13 protein-coding genes and 1 pseudogene are annotated in these 15,830 nt (G+C 64.7%); 6 read left to right on the top strand and 8 right to left on the bottom strand.

Annotated elements, in window-relative coordinates; all coding sequences use genetic code 11:
• The first annotated feature begins 74 nt into the window (after nt 1-74).
• From ACVWZM_RS19900 to ACVWZM_RS19890, 3 genes and pseudogenes are all read left to right on the top strand, one after another.
• Nucleotides 75-2,419, top strand: a pseudogene (locus ACVWZM_RS19900) (xanthine dehydrogenase family protein molybdopterin-binding subunit).
• A 13-nt stretch (nt 2,420-2,432) separates the two neighbouring features.
• Nucleotides 2,433-3,233, top strand: a complete 801-nt coding sequence (locus tag ACVWZM_RS19895) for an FAD binding domain-containing protein (protein ID WP_456854343.1) — start codon at nt 2,433-2,435, stop codon at nt 3,231-3,233.
• A gap of 233 nt (nt 3,234-3,466) precedes the next feature.
• Entirely contained in the window at nt 3,467-4,579 is a 1,113-nt protein-coding gene (locus ACVWZM_RS19890; protein WP_456854341.1) for a CaiB/BaiF CoA transferase family protein, read from the top strand.
• Between the two features lie 170 nt (nt 4,580-4,749).
• Here the strand turns inward: ACVWZM_RS19890 and hppD are convergent, their stop codons facing one another.
• On the bottom strand, nt 4,750-5,868 hold the full coding sequence (hppD, locus tag ACVWZM_RS19885) for a 4-hydroxyphenylpyruvate dioxygenase (protein WP_253588565.1): 1,119 nt from the start codon (nt 5,866-5,868) through the stop codon (nt 4,750-4,752).
• 123 nt (nt 5,869-5,991) lie between these two features.
• Between hppD and ACVWZM_RS19880 the strand changes: the two genes are divergently transcribed.
• Both ACVWZM_RS19880 and ACVWZM_RS19875 read left to right on the top strand, forming a co-directional pair.
• Nucleotides 5,992-6,468 (top strand): Lrp/AsnC family transcriptional regulator, encoded by a 477-nt coding sequence (locus tag ACVWZM_RS19880; RefSeq protein ID WP_050384067.1) that lies wholly within the window; start codon nt 5,992-5,994, stop codon nt 6,466-6,468.
• An 81-nt stretch (nt 6,469-6,549) separates the two neighbouring features.
• Complete coding sequence (locus ACVWZM_RS19875) at nt 6,550-6,861, top strand: DUF1272 domain-containing protein (protein WP_253605318.1); 312 nt, start codon at nt 6,550-6,552, stop codon at nt 6,859-6,861.
• 274 nt (nt 6,862-7,135) lie between these two features.
• Here ACVWZM_RS19875 and fahA read toward each other — a convergent pair whose 3' ends face one another.
• The 5 genes from fahA to ACVWZM_RS19850 form a co-directional block, all read right to left on the bottom strand.
• Complete coding sequence (fahA, locus tag ACVWZM_RS19870; RefSeq protein ID WP_076834776.1) at nt 7,136-8,407, bottom strand: fumarylacetoacetase; 1,272 nt, start codon at nt 8,405-8,407, stop codon at nt 7,136-7,138.
• Nucleotides 8,408-8,516: 109 nt separating this feature from the next.
• On the bottom strand, nt 8,517-9,863 hold the full coding sequence (gene hmgA / locus ACVWZM_RS19865; protein WP_456854339.1) for a homogentisate 1,2-dioxygenase: 1,347 nt from the start codon (nt 9,861-9,863) through the stop codon (nt 8,517-8,519).
• A gap of 2 nt (nt 9,864-9,865) precedes the next feature.
• The gene (locus tag ACVWZM_RS19860; protein WP_456854337.1) at nt 9,866-10,819 is read right to left on the bottom strand and encodes an MBL fold metallo-hydrolase; all 954 of its coding nucleotides are present in this window, start codon (nt 10,817-10,819) and stop codon (nt 9,866-9,868) included.
• A gap of 230 nt (nt 10,820-11,049) precedes the next feature.
• Nucleotides 11,050-11,277, bottom strand: a complete 228-nt coding sequence (locus tag ACVWZM_RS19855; RefSeq protein WP_050401747.1) for a DUF2783 domain-containing protein — start codon at nt 11,275-11,277, stop codon at nt 11,050-11,052.
• A 9-nt stretch (nt 11,278-11,286) separates the two neighbouring features.
• Nucleotides 11,287-12,915 carry an FAD-dependent oxidoreductase gene (locus tag ACVWZM_RS19850; protein ID WP_141342735.1) on the bottom strand — a complete coding sequence of 543 codons (1,629 nt, stop codon included), beginning with the start codon at nt 12,913-12,915 and terminating at the stop codon, nt 11,287-11,289.
• 169 nt (nt 12,916-13,084) lie between these two features.
• Here ACVWZM_RS19850 and ACVWZM_RS19845 point away from each other — a divergent pair, with 169 nt between their 5' ends.
• Entirely contained in the window at nt 13,085-13,645 is a 561-nt protein-coding gene (locus ACVWZM_RS19845) for a MarR family winged helix-turn-helix transcriptional regulator (RefSeq protein ID WP_375167041.1), read from the top strand.
• Nucleotides 13,646-13,908: 263 nt separating this feature from the next.
• Here the strand turns inward: ACVWZM_RS19845 and ACVWZM_RS19840 are convergent, their stop codons facing one another.
• Nucleotides 13,909-14,910 carry an NAD(P)-dependent oxidoreductase gene (locus ACVWZM_RS19840; RefSeq protein ID WP_456854335.1) on the bottom strand — a complete coding sequence of 334 codons (1,002 nt, stop codon included), beginning with the start codon at nt 14,908-14,910 and terminating at the stop codon, nt 13,909-13,911.
• Nucleotides 14,864-15,670 (bottom strand): N-acyl homoserine lactonase family protein, encoded by an 807-nt coding sequence (locus tag ACVWZM_RS19835; RefSeq protein WP_016843242.1) that lies wholly within the window; start codon nt 15,668-15,670, stop codon nt 14,864-14,866. The genes ACVWZM_RS19840 and ACVWZM_RS19835 overlap by 47 nt, the downstream gene beginning before the upstream one ends.
• Between the last annotated feature and the right edge of the window lie 160 nt (nt 15,671-15,830).

Raw genomic sequence — 15,830 nt, 5'->3', positions numbered from 1 at the left:
CACGATCAAGCTCACCACCGCCGGTCTCGATGGAAACGGCGGCAAATCGAATCTCCGGTCGGGAGGACTAGACAATGGGTGTTGAAGGAATTGGCGCACGTGTCGTGCGCAAGGAAGATCGCCGGTTCATCACCGGACAAGGACGTTACGTCGACGACGTCAAAATGGTTGGCATGAGCTACGCTCACTTCATCCGCAGCCCGCATGCCCATGCCAAGGTCAAGGGCATCGATTCCGCCGAGGCCATGAAGATGCCCGGCGTGATCGCGGTGCTGACCGGACAGCAGATCGTCGACGACAAGGTCGGCAATTTGATCTGCGGCTGGGCCATCACCTCGAAGGACGGCTCACCGATGAAAATGGGCGCGTGGCCGGCGATGGCGCCGGAGACCGTGCGCTTTGTCGGGCAGGCCGTCGCGGTCGTGATCGCCGAGACCAAGAACCAGGCCAGGGACGCCGCCGAAGCGGTCGTCGTCGATTACGAAGAACTTCCCGCGGTGCCTGACATCAAGGCCGCGATCAAGCCGGGCGCCGCGCAGCTTCATCCCGAAGCTCCCGGCAACATCGTATATGACTGGCATCTCGGCGACGAAGCCGCGGTCAAGGATGCCTTCAGCAAGGCGGCCAATGTGGTGACGCTCGACCTCACCAATAACCGCCTGGTGCCGAACGCGATGGAGCCGCGCGCCGCGATCGCGCATTACGACCAGGCCGAAGAGCACTACACGCTCTACACGACGTCGCAGAACCCGCACGTCGCCCGCCTCGTGCTGTCGGCGTTCTACAACATCGCGCCCGAGCACAAGCTGCGCGTGATCGCGCCCGACGTCGGCGGCGGCTTCGGCTCCAAGATCTACATCTATCCCGAAGAGATGGTGGCTCTGTGGGCCTCGAAGAAGGTGGGCCTCGCCGCCCGGTGAAGTGGACCGGCGACCGTTCGGAAGCCTTCCTCACCGACGCGCATGGCCGCGACCATGTCTCGAAGGCGGAGTTGGCGTTCGACAAGGACAACAAGATCCTTGGCCTGCGGGTGAAGACCCACGCCAATTTCGGCGCCTATATGTCGCTGTTCTCCTCGGCGGTGCCGACCTATCTCTACGCGACGCTGCTGTCGGGCCAGTACGTGATTCCGGCGATCTATGCCGAGGTGATCGGCGTCTACACCAACACCACGCCGGTCGACGCCTACCGCGGCGCCGGCCGCCCCGAGGCCAGTTTTCTGATCGAGCGCATGATGGAGACGGCGGCGCGGCAGTTGAAGGTCGATCCGACCGAGCTGCGCAAGAAGAACTTCATCACCCAGTTCCCGTATCAGACGCCTGTAATCATGGCGTATGATATCGGCGACTTCCACGCCTCGATCGATGCTGCGATGAAGGCGATCGACTATGCCGGCTTCCCGGCCCGCAAGGCCAAGGCGAAAGCCGACGGCAAGCTGCGCGGCATCGGCATCTCCTGCTACATCGAGGCCTGCGGCATCGCGCCGTCGAAGGCGGTCGGCAGTCTCGGCGCCGGCGTCGGCCTGTGGGAGTCGGCGGAGATCCGCGTCAACCCGGTCGGCACCATCGAGGTGCTCACCGGTTCGCACAGCCACGGCCAGGGCCACGAAACGACGTTCTGCCAGATCATCGCGGAGCGGCTCGGCGTGCCGATCAGCCAGGTCTCGATCGTCCATGGCGACACCGACAAGGTGCAGTTCGGCATGGGCACCTACGGCTCGCGCTCGCTCGCGGTCGGCGGTACGGCGATCGTGAAGGCGATGGAGAAGGTCGAGGCCAAGGCCAAGAAGATCGCCGCGCATGCGCTCGAGGCGTCCGAGAGCGACATCGTGATCGAGAACGGCGAGTTCAAGGTCACCGGCACCGACAAGTCGATCGCGCTGCCGATGGTCGCGCTCGCCGCCTACACCGCGCATAATTTGCCCGATGGCATGGAGCCCGGCCTGAAGGAGACGGCGTTCTACGACCCGACCAACTTCACCTTCCCGGCCGGTGCCTATATCTGCGAACTCGAGGTCGATCCCGGTACCGGCAAGACGTCCTTCGTCAACTTCGTCGCAGCCGACGATTTCGGCCGGCTGATCAACCCGATGATCGTCGAGGGCCAGGTCCATGGCGGCCTTGCGCAGGGCATCGGCCAGGCACTGCTCGAAGGTGTGGTCTATGACGGCACCGGTCAGCTCATGACCGCGTCCTTCATGGACTACACCATGCCGCGGGCCGACGACCTGCCCTCGTTCCAGCTCTCCCACACCACGACGCTGTGTCCGGGCAACCCGCTCGGCGTCAAGGGCTGCGGCGAAGCCGGCGCGATCGGCGCCTCGGCTGCCGTGATCAACGCGATCACGGACGCGATCGGCAACAACAAGCTGGAAATGCCGGCGACGCCCGATCGCGTCTGGCACGCCATTCACGGTTGAGGGAGGAAGAGCCATGTACGAGACAAATTATCACCGCGCTTCCTCGGTCGCTGACGCCGCCGCAACCTTCGCCAAAGGCGCGGAATCAAAATTCCTCGCCGGCGGACAGACCCTGCTTCCGGTGATGAAGCAGCGTCTTGCCGCGCCTTCCGACGTGATCGACCTGTCCAAGGTGCAGGAGATGATCGGCATCGAGGTGTCGGGCGACACGGTCACCATCAAGGCCGCGACTCCGCATTACGATGTGGCGCAAAGTGATGCAGTGCAGAAGGCGATCCCGGCGCTCGCCAATCTGGCGTCGCTGATCGGCGATCCCGCCGTGCGCTATCGCGGCACGATCGGCGGCTCGCTCGCCAACAACGACCCGGCGGCGGATTATCCGGCGGCGGTGCTGGCGCTCGGCGCGACGGTCAAGACCAACAAGCGGTCGATCGCGGCGGATGATTTCTTCAAGGGCCTGTTCACGACGGCGCTCGAGGATGGCGAGATCATCACCGCCGTGTCGTTCCCGATCCCGGCCAAGGCGGGCTACGCGAAGTTTCCGAACCCGGCCTCGCGCTTCGCACTGACCGGCGTGTTCGTCGCCAAGACCAAGTCGGGCGACGTCCGCGCCGCCGCCACCGGCGCGTCGCAGAGCGGCGTCATGCGGGTCGCGCCGATCGAGCAGGCGCTGAAGGCGAACTGGGCGGCCTCGGCGCTCGACAGCGTCAAAATCCCGGCGAGCGGCCTGCTCGCCGACATCCACGGCTCGGCCGACTACCGCGCCAACTTGATCAAGGTGATGGGACAGCGGGCGGTCGCGGCCGCGGGCTGATAGCGCCTAAACACAAGTCCAGAACGGCGCGCAGCGATGCGCGCCGTTCGCGTTTTTACCGGCGGCACAGGACAAAAGGTGCTTGCCACATCCGGCTTTAGGCGAGACAATTTAGCTAATCAGCTAATTAAAAATACCGTCCCACGGACGGCTGGGAGAACGCATGAAGTTCGGCACCAAGCCAGCCGCGACATCTCAGCCGCCTAGCGCCCCGCAACCAACGGAAGAACAACGTGCTCGATAAACCTGCCTCCCAGACCGCCGCCCGCACCTCGGGCCCGCTCGCCGGCTTCCGCATCGTCGAATTCGCCGGCATCGGTCCCGGCCCGTTCGCCTGCATGCTGCTCGCCGACATGGGCGCCGAGGTCATCACGCTCGATCGGGTCGGCGCCGGCAAGAATCTGAAGGCGGTCGCAACCCGCGGCCGCAAGGTCATCGAGCTCGACCTCAAGAACAAGGCGGCGATTGCTGAAGTGCTCGACCTGCTCGGCCACGCCGACGCGCTGATCGAGGGCTTTCGTCCGGGCGTGATGGAGCGCCTCGGCCTCGGCCCCGATGTCGTGCTCGCGCGCAATCCAAGACTGGTCTATGGCCGCATGACCGGCTGGGGCCAGGAAGGCCCGCTGGCGAATGCCGCCGGCCATGACATCAACTACATCTCGATCACGGGCGCGCTGGCCGCGATCGGCACCAAGGAGAAGCCGGTGCCGCCGCTCAACCTGGTCGGCGATTTCGGCGGCGGCGCGCTCTACCTCGTGGTCGGCGTGCTCGCTGCGCTGCTGGAAGCGCAGAAGTCCGGCAAGGGCCAGGTGGTCGATACCGCGATGTGCGACGGCGCGGCCTCGCTGATGTCGATGTTCTACGACATGGCCGCGCAGGGCCGCTGGAGCGGCGGTCGAGACCAGAATTTCCTGGATGGCGGCGCGCATTTCTACGGCGTCTATGAATGCTCCTGCGGCAACTTCATCTCGATCGGCTCGATCGAGCCGCAGTTCTACGCGCTGCTGCGCAAGCATGCCGACCTGACCGACGCCGACTTCGACGCGCAGATGGACCGCAAGGCCTGGCCGGCGCTGAAGGAGAAGCTGACCCGGGTGTTCAAAAGCAAATCGCGCGCGGACTGGTGTCAGATCATGGAAGGCACCGACATCTGCTTCGCGCCGATCCTGACCATGGAGGAAGCGCCGAAGCATCCGCACATGGCCGCACGCCAGGTGTTCGTCGACCGCCACGGCGTCACCCAGCCCGCCCCCGCGCCGCGCTTTTCGCGCACGCCGTCGGCGATCCGCGAGCCGGAACTGGCGAATATTGGCGACGTGACCAGCGCGTGGAAGGCGGGGAAATAGACTAACCGTCGTCGTCCCGGCGAAGGCCGGGACCCGTAACCACGACACGCGGTTGTGGCGCGCGGCTTTTTCCGCGGGACTACTACCCGGCACACGCGATAGATTCCACGGCATGGGTCACTGCTTTCGCAGGGACGGCGCCTGAGCGCTAGCGTGGCATTACGGCGTGCTCATGCCGCGTGATCGACCTTCAGCACGCCGCGGCGGATCTGGTCTTCCTCGATCGATTCGAACAGCGCCTTGAAGTTGCCTTCGCCGAAGCCATCGTCGCCCTTGCGCTGGATGAACTCGAAGAAGATCGGCCCGATCGCGTTGGCCGAGAAGATCTGCAGCAACACCTTGGTCTGGCCGCCGTCGACCACGCCTTCGCCGTCGATCAGGATGCCGTTGGTCCTGAGCCGGGCGACGTCCTCGCCATGCTTGGGCAGGCGGGCGTCGATCCGCTCGAAATAGGTATCGGGCGGCGACGGCATGAACGGCAGGCCGTCGGCGCGCAACCTCTCGACGGTCGCGTGGATGTCGCGCGCGCCGCAGGCGATGTGCTGGATGCCCTCGCCGCGGTAGACGTTGAGATATTCCTCGATCTGACCGGAATCGCCGGCGTCCTCGTTGATCGGAATCCGGATCTTGCCGTCCGGACTGGTCAGCGCACGGGAGAACAGGCCGGATGCGCGGCCCTCGATGTCGAAGAAACGGATCTGACGGAAGTTGAACAGTTTTGCATAGAAGCTGGTCCAGACATCCATCCGGCCGCGATGGACGTTATGGGTGAGGTGATCGACGTAATACAGGCCCGAGCCTGCGGGGCGCGGGTTGGCCGCGCCGAGCCATTCGAACTCGGCATCATAGGCCGAGCCCTTGGCGCCGTAGCGGTCGACGAAATAAAGCAGGCTGCCGCCGATGCCCTTGATCGCGGGCACATCGAGCGTCTTCGCTGCGGGCGAGACATCCGCCGGCTCCGCGCCGAGCGCGAGCGCGCGCTCATAGGCATGCTTCGCGTCGACCACACGGAATGCCATCGACGGGGCGCAGGGACCGTGCGCGGCGACGAAGTTGAAGCCGTGGCTGCCCGGCTCCTCATTGACGAGATAGTTGATGTCGCCCTGGCGATAGACCGTGATCTGCTTGGTCCGGTGGCGGGCGACCGCGACGAAGCCCATCAGCTTGAAAAGCGCGTGCAGCTCCGCCGGATTCGGATGGGCATATTCGACGAACTCGAAGCCGTCGGTGCCCATCGGGTTCTCAGTGCTGATTTCGGCCGGCGGCGCATCGTGCGGAAACGGACCCATGGCGGCAACTCCCTGACTTGTCTGGGGATCAGTTTCCGTCATTTGCTGCACAACGTGCGTGCAAAATCGGTCCCATTTTGCTAGCCTTGCGCACGATCCGTGCACGAAATGGACATTCTACGCATGCCTGAAGTCGACGCCTTCGACCTGAAAATGCTCGCCGCGCTGCAGGACGACGGCCGGCTGACCAACCAACAGCTGGCCGACCTCGTCGGGCTGTCGGCATCGCAATGTTCGCGGCGGCGGATGCGGCTGGAGGAGGAGAAGGTCATCGCCGGCTACCACGCCGACCTCGCCGGCGAGGCGCTCGGCTTCGGCCTGATCGCCTTCATCCACATCACGCTGGCGACCCACTCGCCCGACAACGCCAAGCGGTTTCGCGAGCTGGTCAACCGGGTCGATGATATCCAGGAGGCCTATGCGCTGACCGGGGATGCCGACTACGTGCTCAAGGTGATGTTGCGCGACCTCAAGAGCCTGTCCGACATCGTCAACAACGTGCTGATGCCGCACCAGAGCGTGGCCCATGTGCGCTCCTCGATCGTGCTCGACCGGCTAAAGGAGAGCACCAGGCTGCCGCTGAAGTCGCTACAGGCGTGATGGCTCGAATCGAGGGAAATCCGCCATTCGCTTTTGCGGCTTGGCTTGCGATCATTCCGACAACGGCAAGAGAGACGAACCATGGCGCTGCAGCTGCGACCGAACTGCGAATATTGCGACAAGGACCTGCCACCCAGCGCCATCGACGCGCGGATTTGCTCCTATGAATGCACGTTCTGTGCGGATTGCGCCGAGACCAGGCTCGGCAATGTCTGCCCGAACTGCGGCGGCGGCTTTGCGCCGCGGCCGATCCGCCCGGCCAAGCCGTGGCGGCCAGGTGTCTGCACGGTCAATCAGCCGCCGTCGGACAAGCGGGTGCACCTGAAATACAGCCTCGAGGACGTCGCGGCGAATACGGCGCGCTTGAGGGATGTCAGGCCCGAGGAGCGGTGAGACTCACTCATCATTGCGAGCGCAGCGAAGCAATCCATTCTCTCCATGCCGGGGCCGGATCGATTGCTTCGTCGCTTCAGCGCAAAATTGCTTTGCAATTTTGTCGCGAGCTCCTCGCAATGACGGCCCCGCTGTCGGGCACCTTCCCCCTGAAAGGGGGAAGGTGGGATGGGGGTCAGCCGCGAGCGCTGGCGTCTACGGAGAGACCAGATCCCCACCCGGTTTGCTGCGCAAACCGACCTCCCCTTTTCAAGGGGAGGTGAAACAGCGCGACCTACTCCGTCGCGACGATCGTGCCTTCGACCTCGCCGAAGCCGACGCGATAGCCGTCGCCCTGGCACCAGCCGCGCATCACGAGCGAATCGCCGTCCTCCAGGAACGACCGCGTCACGCCGCTGGCAAGTTCGACCGGCTCGGTGCCGTTCCAGCTGATTTCCAGGAGACTGCCGCGCTGGTGCTTCTCGGGGCCGGAGATCGTGCCGCTGCCGAGGAGATCGCCGACATTCATCGCGCAGCCGCTCGAGGCATGGTGCACGAGCTGCTGCACCGACGACCAGTACATGTATTTGAAGTTGGTGCTGCAGATTGTCTTCGCCTCGTTCATTGCACCGGCGCGCAGCGCGACGTCGAGCTGCATGTCGTAATTGTTCGGCTGGGTCTGCTTGAGATACGCCAGCGGCTCCGGCTGCTGCGCCGGGCCCTGCATGCGGAACGGCTCGAGCGCCTCGCGCGTCACCACCCACGGGCTGATCGAGGTCGCGAACGCCTTGGCCTGGAACGGGCCGAGCGGCACATACTCCCACTGCTGGATGTCGCGCGCGCTCCAGTCGTTGAGGATGACGAAGCCGAAGATCATCTCCTCGGCCTGCTTCTCCGTCAGCATCTCGCCCATCGGCGAGGCCTGGCCGACGACCACGCCCATCTCGAGCTCGAAGTCGAGCCGCTTGCAGGCGCCGAAGCTCGGCACCTCAGCGGTCGGCGGCTTCAGCTGGCCGCGGGGGCGGCGCACTTTGCTGCCCGACACGACCACCGTCGAGGCGCGGCCGTTGTAGCCGATCGGCATATGCAGCCAGTTCGGCTGCAGCGCATTGTCCTTGCCGCGGAACATGACGCCGACATTGGTGGCGTGCTCCTTCGACGAGTAGAAATCGGTGTAGCCGGAGACCGCGAACGGCATGTGCAGCCTGACGTCGGCCATCGGCACCAGCGCCCGCGCCCGCAGTTCCCTGTTGTCGCGCAGCTCCGGATGATCCGAGCGGAGCAGCTCGCTGATCCGCGCCCGCGTCGCCGACCACACTTTCGGCCCGAGCGCCATGAAGGCGTTGAGCGACGGCTGCGAGAACACGCCGAGCGGCCCGACATCGAGCCGCGAGTCCTGCTCGAGCTCCCACAGGTCGAGCACATAATCGCCGATCGCAACACCGACGCGCGGCGCAAGGCCATCCTTCGACGAGAACACACCATAGGGCAGGTTCTGGATCGGGAAGTCGGAGGTCGGGGCGACGTCGATGAAGGAGCGGAGCTTTGGGTCGTTGGGGTGGGTCACTGATTCCTCCAATCAAGAAGCTGTCATGCCCGGGCTTGACCCGGGCATCCATCTTCGGAAAGCGCGATGGATCGCCGGGTCAAGCCCGGCGATGACGAGGGACACAAACTCACGGCTTGTTCGGGTCGAACTTCTTCTCCAAGCCCTTCCAGCAATCCGAGTAATCGTCCTGCAGCGTCGACGATTTCGCCGCATGTTCGGTCACGCGCTGCGGGAACCGGGTCTCGAACATGAAGGCCATCGTGCCGGTCAGCTTGACCGGCTTCAGCTCGCTGTTGCTGGCGTGCTCGAAGGCTTCGCGGTCGGGACCGTGCGGCAACATGCAATTGTGCAAACTGATGCCGCCCGGCACAAAGCCCTGCGGCTTGGCGTCGTAGACGCCGTAGATCAGCCCCATGAACTCCGACATGATGTTCATGTGGTACCACGGCGGACGGAAGGTGTTGTCGGCCACCATCCAGCGCTCCGGGAAGATCACGAAGTCGATATTCGCGGTGCCCGCGGTCTCCGACGGCGAGGTCAGCACCGTGAAGATCGAGGGATCGGGATGATCGAAGGCGATCGCGCCGACCGGCGAGAAAGTACGCAGATCGTATTTGTAGGGCGCGTAATTGCCGTGCCAGGCGACCACGTCGATCGGCGAATGCGGCAGCGTGGTCTTGAACAGCGAGCCGCCCCATTTGACGTAGAGCTCGGTCGGGGTGTCCTTGTCCTCGTAGCTCGCGACCGGCGTCAGGAAGTCGCGCGAATTGGCGAGGCAGTTGGCGCCGATCGGGCCGCGCTCCGGCAGCGTGAACGCGCCGCCGTAATTCTCGCAGAGATAGCCGCGCGCCGGGCCGCCGGGAATTTCGACGCGGAATTTGACGCCGCGCGGGATCACCACGATCTCGCCCGGCTCGGCGTCGATCCGGCCGAACTCGGTGACGAAACGCAGATTGCCCTGCTGCAGCACGAACATCATCTCGCCATCGGCATTGTAGAAATGCTGATCGACCATCGATTTGGTGATGAGATAGATGTGTGCGGCCATGCCGGCCTGGGTGTTGGCATCACCCGCCGTGGTCATGGTCTGCACGCCCTGCAGGAAGGTCATGTCCTCCTTCGGGATCGGCGCGGGGTCCCAGCGCAACTGTGCGATCGGCATGTCGTATTCGTGGCACGGCGCGGTGCGCCACTGCCCGCTATCTGCCTTGGCGAAGCGGCCGGAGTGCCGCACCGACGGGCGGATGCGATAGAGCCACGAGCGCTCGTTGGTGCCGCGTGGCGCCGTGAACGGCGAGCCGGACAATTGCTCGGCATAAAGCCCATAGGCGCAGCGCTGCGGCGAATTGCGCCCCATCGGCAGCGCGCCGGGCAAGGCCTCGGTCTCAAAGCTGTTGCCGAAGCCGGACATGTAGCCCGGGGTGACTTGCCCTGAGCTGCGGACGATCTGATCAGGCGAGGTAATGATGTTCATCGCTATCCTCCTTGCAGGGCGGCCCACATTTCCTGGTCGCGCTTGTCGGTCCAGATCACGGGATCGTCGATCCCCGACGCCTCGTCATAGGCGCGCGAAACGTTGAACGGCAGGCAGTGCTCGTAGATCGCAAAGCTCGAGAACTTCGGATCCATCACGTCGCGCGTTGCCGCCATCGATTCCTTCAGGCTGCGGCCCTTGGCGACGGATGATTCGGCCGCGCCGTAGAGCGTGGTGACGAAATCGCGGGTCATCGCGATCGCATCGCGCCCGGTGGCAAGCCCCTTCAGCGCGTCGCCGCGGCCCGGCGCGATCGCCTTCGGATTGAAGGCGCGGATCTCGTTCAGGGTCGTCGGCCATTCGCGCAAATGCGCATCGCCGCAATAGCAGGCCGAGTGATATTCAATCAGATCGCCGGAGAACATCACCTCGGCATCCGGCACCCAGGCGACGATGTCGCCCGAGGTATGGCCGGCGCCGAGCTGCATCAGCCGCACCTCGCGCTTGCCGAGATAGATCGACATCTCGCCTTCGAAGGTCAGCGTCGGCCAGGTCAGGCCGGGAATGCTTGCCGCATCCTGGAACAGGCGCGGGAAGCGGCCATATTCGGAATCCCAATCCTGCTGGCCGCGCTCCTCGATCAGGCGATAGGTCTCCTGCGAGGCGACGATGCCTTGCGCGTGATAGGCGGAGGCGCCGAGCACGCGCACCGCATGATAGTGCGACAGCACGACATATTTGATCGGCTTGTCGGTGACGGTCTTGACCCGCTCGATCACCTTGTTGGCCATCGCCGGCGTCGCCTGCGCGTCGAACACCAGGCAGCCGTCGTCGCCGACGATCACGGCGGTGTTGGGATCGCCCTCGGCAGTGAAGGCATAGAGATCGGTGCCGATCTCGGAGAAGGTGACCTTCTTCTCCGAAAGATCCGTGGTCGATGCGAAACCTTTGGCCATCAGTTCAATCCTGTCCGTTCAAGAGCATTCGCCCCCTCTCCCCGTTCTTACGGGGAGAGGGTTGGGGTGAGGGGCTGTCTCCGCATACACGGCGACAGATGTGTCTGCGGAATCCCCCTCACCCGGAACGCATCTGACGATGCGTTCCGACCTCTCCCCGCAAGCGGGGGCGAGGTGAGGCGGAGGCTGCTGCGCGACTTGATAAAGATCCATCCTGATTCAGCTCGTAGCTATTGCTGTTGCTGTTGTTGCTGCTGGCTGGCGTCCAGCATCCGCCGCTTCGCCAGCGCGATCGCCTCGCGCAGCACGTCGAGATCGCCGATATGGTTGGCGAGCACCAGAACCAGCGCAGCATCGAGATCGGCGCTCTGCGCCTCGGTGAGGCCGCGATGGGCCTCGACGATGGCGCGGAAGGCGTCGTCGGGCTTTGCGAAATTCGAACTGGTCGACAGCGCCATGACTGCTCCTCAGTTCAGGCCGGCTGCGCGCGCCAGCGCCGCATCAAGTGCCGGCCGCGCCGCGTTGCGGAAGCGTGCCGCGACATAGCCGTCCGGCCGCAGCAGATAGGCGGTGCCGGGCTCGGCATCGTAGCGCTTGCCGGCAAGGCCCTGCGCGTCGACCAGCCCATCCTCGCCGCCGACTCGGATGCTGCCGACGCCATCGGGCACATCGGCAGCCGCGCCATTGCCAAACTCCAGCAGCGTGAAGCGCGTTCCCTGTCTGATGAAAACATCGGTCAGATAGGTGGAACCTCCGCCCTGCTCCGTCACCGGAGCATCCGGCATCGAGGCGCCGGGCCGCGGGCCGCCGCGCCAATCATCGCGATCGCCGCTCGACAGCGGCGTATCGTAGACCGACGGCACCGACAGCCGCCCGCCATTGACCATGCGCTTGCCGAACTCGGTATCGTTGGCGAGCGACAGCACCGCCTGGCGCAGCCGCGCTTCCTGTTTCGTCACCGGCGCCATAAAGTCGGTCGAGCGGGTCGACTCGCGGATGTTCTCGTCCGCCGCCGCGCTGCGCTCGATGTGATAGCTCTCCAGCAAGCCCTCCGGCGACAGCCGGCGCAGCACGCGGTCGAGCTTCCACGCCAAATTCTCGGCGTCCTCGAGCCCGGAATTGGCGCCGCGCGCGCCGAACGGCGAGACCTGGTGGGCGGAATCACCGGCAAAGATCACCCGGCCGTGGATGAACTTGGCCATCCGGCGACACTGGAACTTGTAGAGCGAGATCCATTCGAACTCGAACTTGTCATGGCCGAGCATGCGCTCGATCCGCGGCCGGACATTCTCGGGCTGCTTCTCGGCCACCGGATCGGCATCCGGGTTGAGCTGCAGATCGATCCGCCAGATGTCGTCCGGCTGCTTGTGCAGCAGCGCCGAGCGTCCGGCATGGAACGGCGGATCGAACCAGAACCAGCGCTCGGTCGGGAACGCCGCCGTCATCTTGACGTCGGCGATCAGGAACTGGTCCTCGAACACCTGGCCCGCGAACTCCGCGCCGACCATCTGCCGCAGCGAGGAACGAGCACCATCGCAGGCGACCACGAAGGTCGCGTGCACCTGGTAGGAGCCGTCAGGGGTTGCGATGGTCAGCGCAACGCCATCGTTGCGGCTCTCCAGCGCGATCACCTTGTTGCGCCAGCGCAGGTCGATTTCAGGCAGTTGCCCGACCCGGTCGACCAGATAGGCCTCGGCGTAGAACTGCTGCAGGTTGATGAAGGCGGGCCGCTTGTGGCCTTCCTCGGGAAGCAAATTGAACTGGTAGAGCTGCGAGGCGCCGTGGAAGATCTTGCCGACGCTCCACACCACGCCTTTCTCGACCATGCGGTCGCCGACGCCGAGGCGATCCCAGAACTCAAGCGAGCGCTTCGAGAAGCAGATCGCGCGCGAGCCTTCGCCGATCCGGTCGGCATCGTCGAGCAGCACCACGCGCTGGCCGCGCTGCGCGAGATCGATCGCGAGCGACAATCCCACCGGCCCGGCGCCGACCACGACGACGGGATGCTCCGCGACATTGGCGCCCGAGCGCTCCTGGTCGGGATGACGGCGATAGCCGAACTGGGTTTTGGCCTGTGCCGTGTTGGCGTGTGCCATTGCGTGACCCTGGATGTTTCCCTTGCGCCGCGGCCTCTGGCTGCGGTTCTGTGTGACCGGCGAGCGACCGGGACCTTGCGAGCCGGCCGCGACCTTGCTAAATTAGTCTCACTTGCAACTATCTTAAACCCCCAGTCGGGGCTGCCGTCAACTCAAATTGGAGGGATTTTTGGCACGGACCTCTGCAAGCCAGCCTCCAGCCCGGCCGCGCAGTGCCGTGGAAGCGGAGCTGCGCGACACTATCGCGCCGACCAAGAAGCGCCTCGATCTCTTCCATTTCATGCCGTTCCGCCTGAACCGGCTGGCGGCCGAGGTGTCCTCGGCGCTGTCGAGCGAATATCAGGCGCGCTACGGCCTCGACATTCCGGAGTGGCGCGTGCTCGCAACGCTCGGCTTCCGCAGCGATCCCTGCAGCGCGCAGTACATCGCGCACTGCACGCGCACCCATAAATCCACCATCAGCCGCGCGGTGTCGGCGCTGATGGAGCGCGAGATCGTCGAGCGCGTCGAGAACGCCGACGACCGCCGCGAATTCCGCCTGCGACTGACCAAAACGGGCCAGGCGCTCTACGAGGAACTGATCCCGCGCCTGCTGCGCAAGGAACAGGAGATCTTGTCCTGCCTCTCCGCACAGGAACGCCGCGACCTCGGCCGCTTGCTCGGCAAGGTCGAGAACAGCCTCGAACTGGTGCAGACCAGCGAAGAGGCCGACGCCAAGGACGTGTATTAGGCTCACTCAACCCGTCATCCTGAGGAGCGCGCAGCGCGTCTCGAAGGATGCACGGCCCGGCTGGTGGCCGTCGACCCTTCGAGACGCGCGCAAGAGCGCGCTCCTCCAGCGACAAAGGCGAAGCCTTTGCGCGGGGGTGACGGTGATGGAATCTTGTGCGGCTCCTTCCACCGTCATTGCGAGCGAAGCGAAGCAATCCATGCATCCGAGCATGCGGGACGATGGATTGCTTCGTCGCTACGCTCCTCGCAATGACGGTGCCGTTACGCCCTGTCGATATGTGTCGCGATCACCGGAAAATAATTGTCCTTCGATCCCTTGTCGATCGCTTCCTGAAGCACCGTGCCGATCAGCTCCGCGCCGCGGATCTTGATGCCCGCATCGGCGGCGAGCTCCAGCGCGTAGGACAGGTCCTTCAGCGCATACTCGGTCGAGAATGCGCGCTCGGGAAACACGCCGGGCACGATCGCCTTCATGCCATGGTTGCGCAGCGCAAAGCTGTCGGCCGAGCCCTTCGACAAGGTTTCCAGCAGCAGCTTCGGATCGACGCCGTTATGCTTCGCCACCGCGACAGCCTCGGCCAGCGCGTTCACGGTCTCGAACAGCACCATGTTGTTGAGGATCTTGGTCACCTGCCCGGCGCCGACGTCACCGCAATTGGTGACATCGGTGGCGAAGCAGCGGATCAAGGGCTCGATCGCGGCATAAAGCGCGGGCACCGCGCCGACCATCACGCTGAGCGTGCCGTCCTGCGCCGCCTGCCGCGTGCGCGCGATCGGTGCGTCGACCCACGCCGCGCCCTTGGCCTGCAACTGCGCGGCGAAATCGCGGGTCTGGCTGACTGAAGACGTGCCGAGATCGACCACGATCTGGCCGCTTCTCGTGTTCTTCAAGATGCCGTCGCCTTCGAACACCGCGCGCACGTGCCTGGCGCTCGGCAAGCAGAGGAACAGCACATCGCTCTGCTTGATGACGTCGGCGACCGACGCGGCAACCTCGGCACCGTCGGCGCGCAACCGCTGCAGCGGTTCGGCCGAGAGGTCGAACACGACAACGCGCTTGCCGCTCTTCTTGACCAGGTTGCGGCAAATCGGCTCACCCATCACGCCGAGGCCGATGAACCCGAGAGTCTTGGTGTCAGTCGTCTTGGTGTCAGTCATATCGCTTCTTTTGACGTTTCTTGACGTGTTGCAGACGAGCCTCGCCCAATCGGCGAGGCTATTTCGCGAACGATCGCGATGGCGCGAGATGCAGCGCGAACGCATCGACCTTGTCGCTGGCGCGCGGATAGATCTCGCTGACGATCGGATCGTGACCGGGAATGAAGCGGTCCGGATGACCGGCGAGCCGCTCGACGGTCTCCCAGCCCTGCGCCATGTCGCCGACATTGTAGACGATCGGGAACGGGCTGCGCTTGTGCAGGTTCGCATAATAATGCGCGGCGTCCGACGCCAGTACGACCGGGCCGCGCGCGGTCTCGATGCGCACCACTTGCAGGCCGTCGGAATGGCCGCCGACGCGATGCACGGTGACGCCGGGTGCGATCTCGCCGTCGCCGGAGTGGAAGGTGACGCGCTCGCCATAGACGTGGCGCACCATCTGCGTGACGTGCTCGATGGAGAACGGATGGCGCAGCATGCCGTTGCACATGCAGCGGCCGGTCGCGTAGCTCATCTCGCGTTCCTGCAGATGGAATTTGGCGTTCGGGAAGCGATCGAGATTGCCGGCGTGGTCGTAATGCAGGTGAGTGACGACGACATCCTTGATGCTATCGGCACTGACGCCGAAGCCGGCCAGCGCGTCGACCGGGTTGAGCGTCAGCTTGCGGGCGCGCGCCTTGGCCTCCTCGGCGTTGAAGCCGGTGTCGACCAGGATGTCGCGGCCATGGCCACGGATCAGCCAGACGAAATAATCCAGGTCCTGCGCGGTGGTATCGTGCGGATCAGGCACCAGGAAGTTGAGGTGGGGCGTGCGCGGCGACATCGTCGCATAGCGCAGGGCGTAGATCTCGTAGGCGTTTCCCATCGGTTTCGCTCTTGTTTGCAAGGCCTGTTTTGAACGGCTTGTCTTTGAATAGCCTGCCGTCCCGAACACAAAGCCATCGCCTCGCGCAAAGGTCAAACCGCGCGGCGTGCGACGAGCGCATGACAGGGTGGCGACAGCCTTCGTGAGTGCAGGCACGTTA

The organism is Bradyrhizobium sp. USDA 4501, from assembly GCF_054062115.1.
This window is presented reverse-complemented; position numbering and strand designations above follow the sequence as displayed.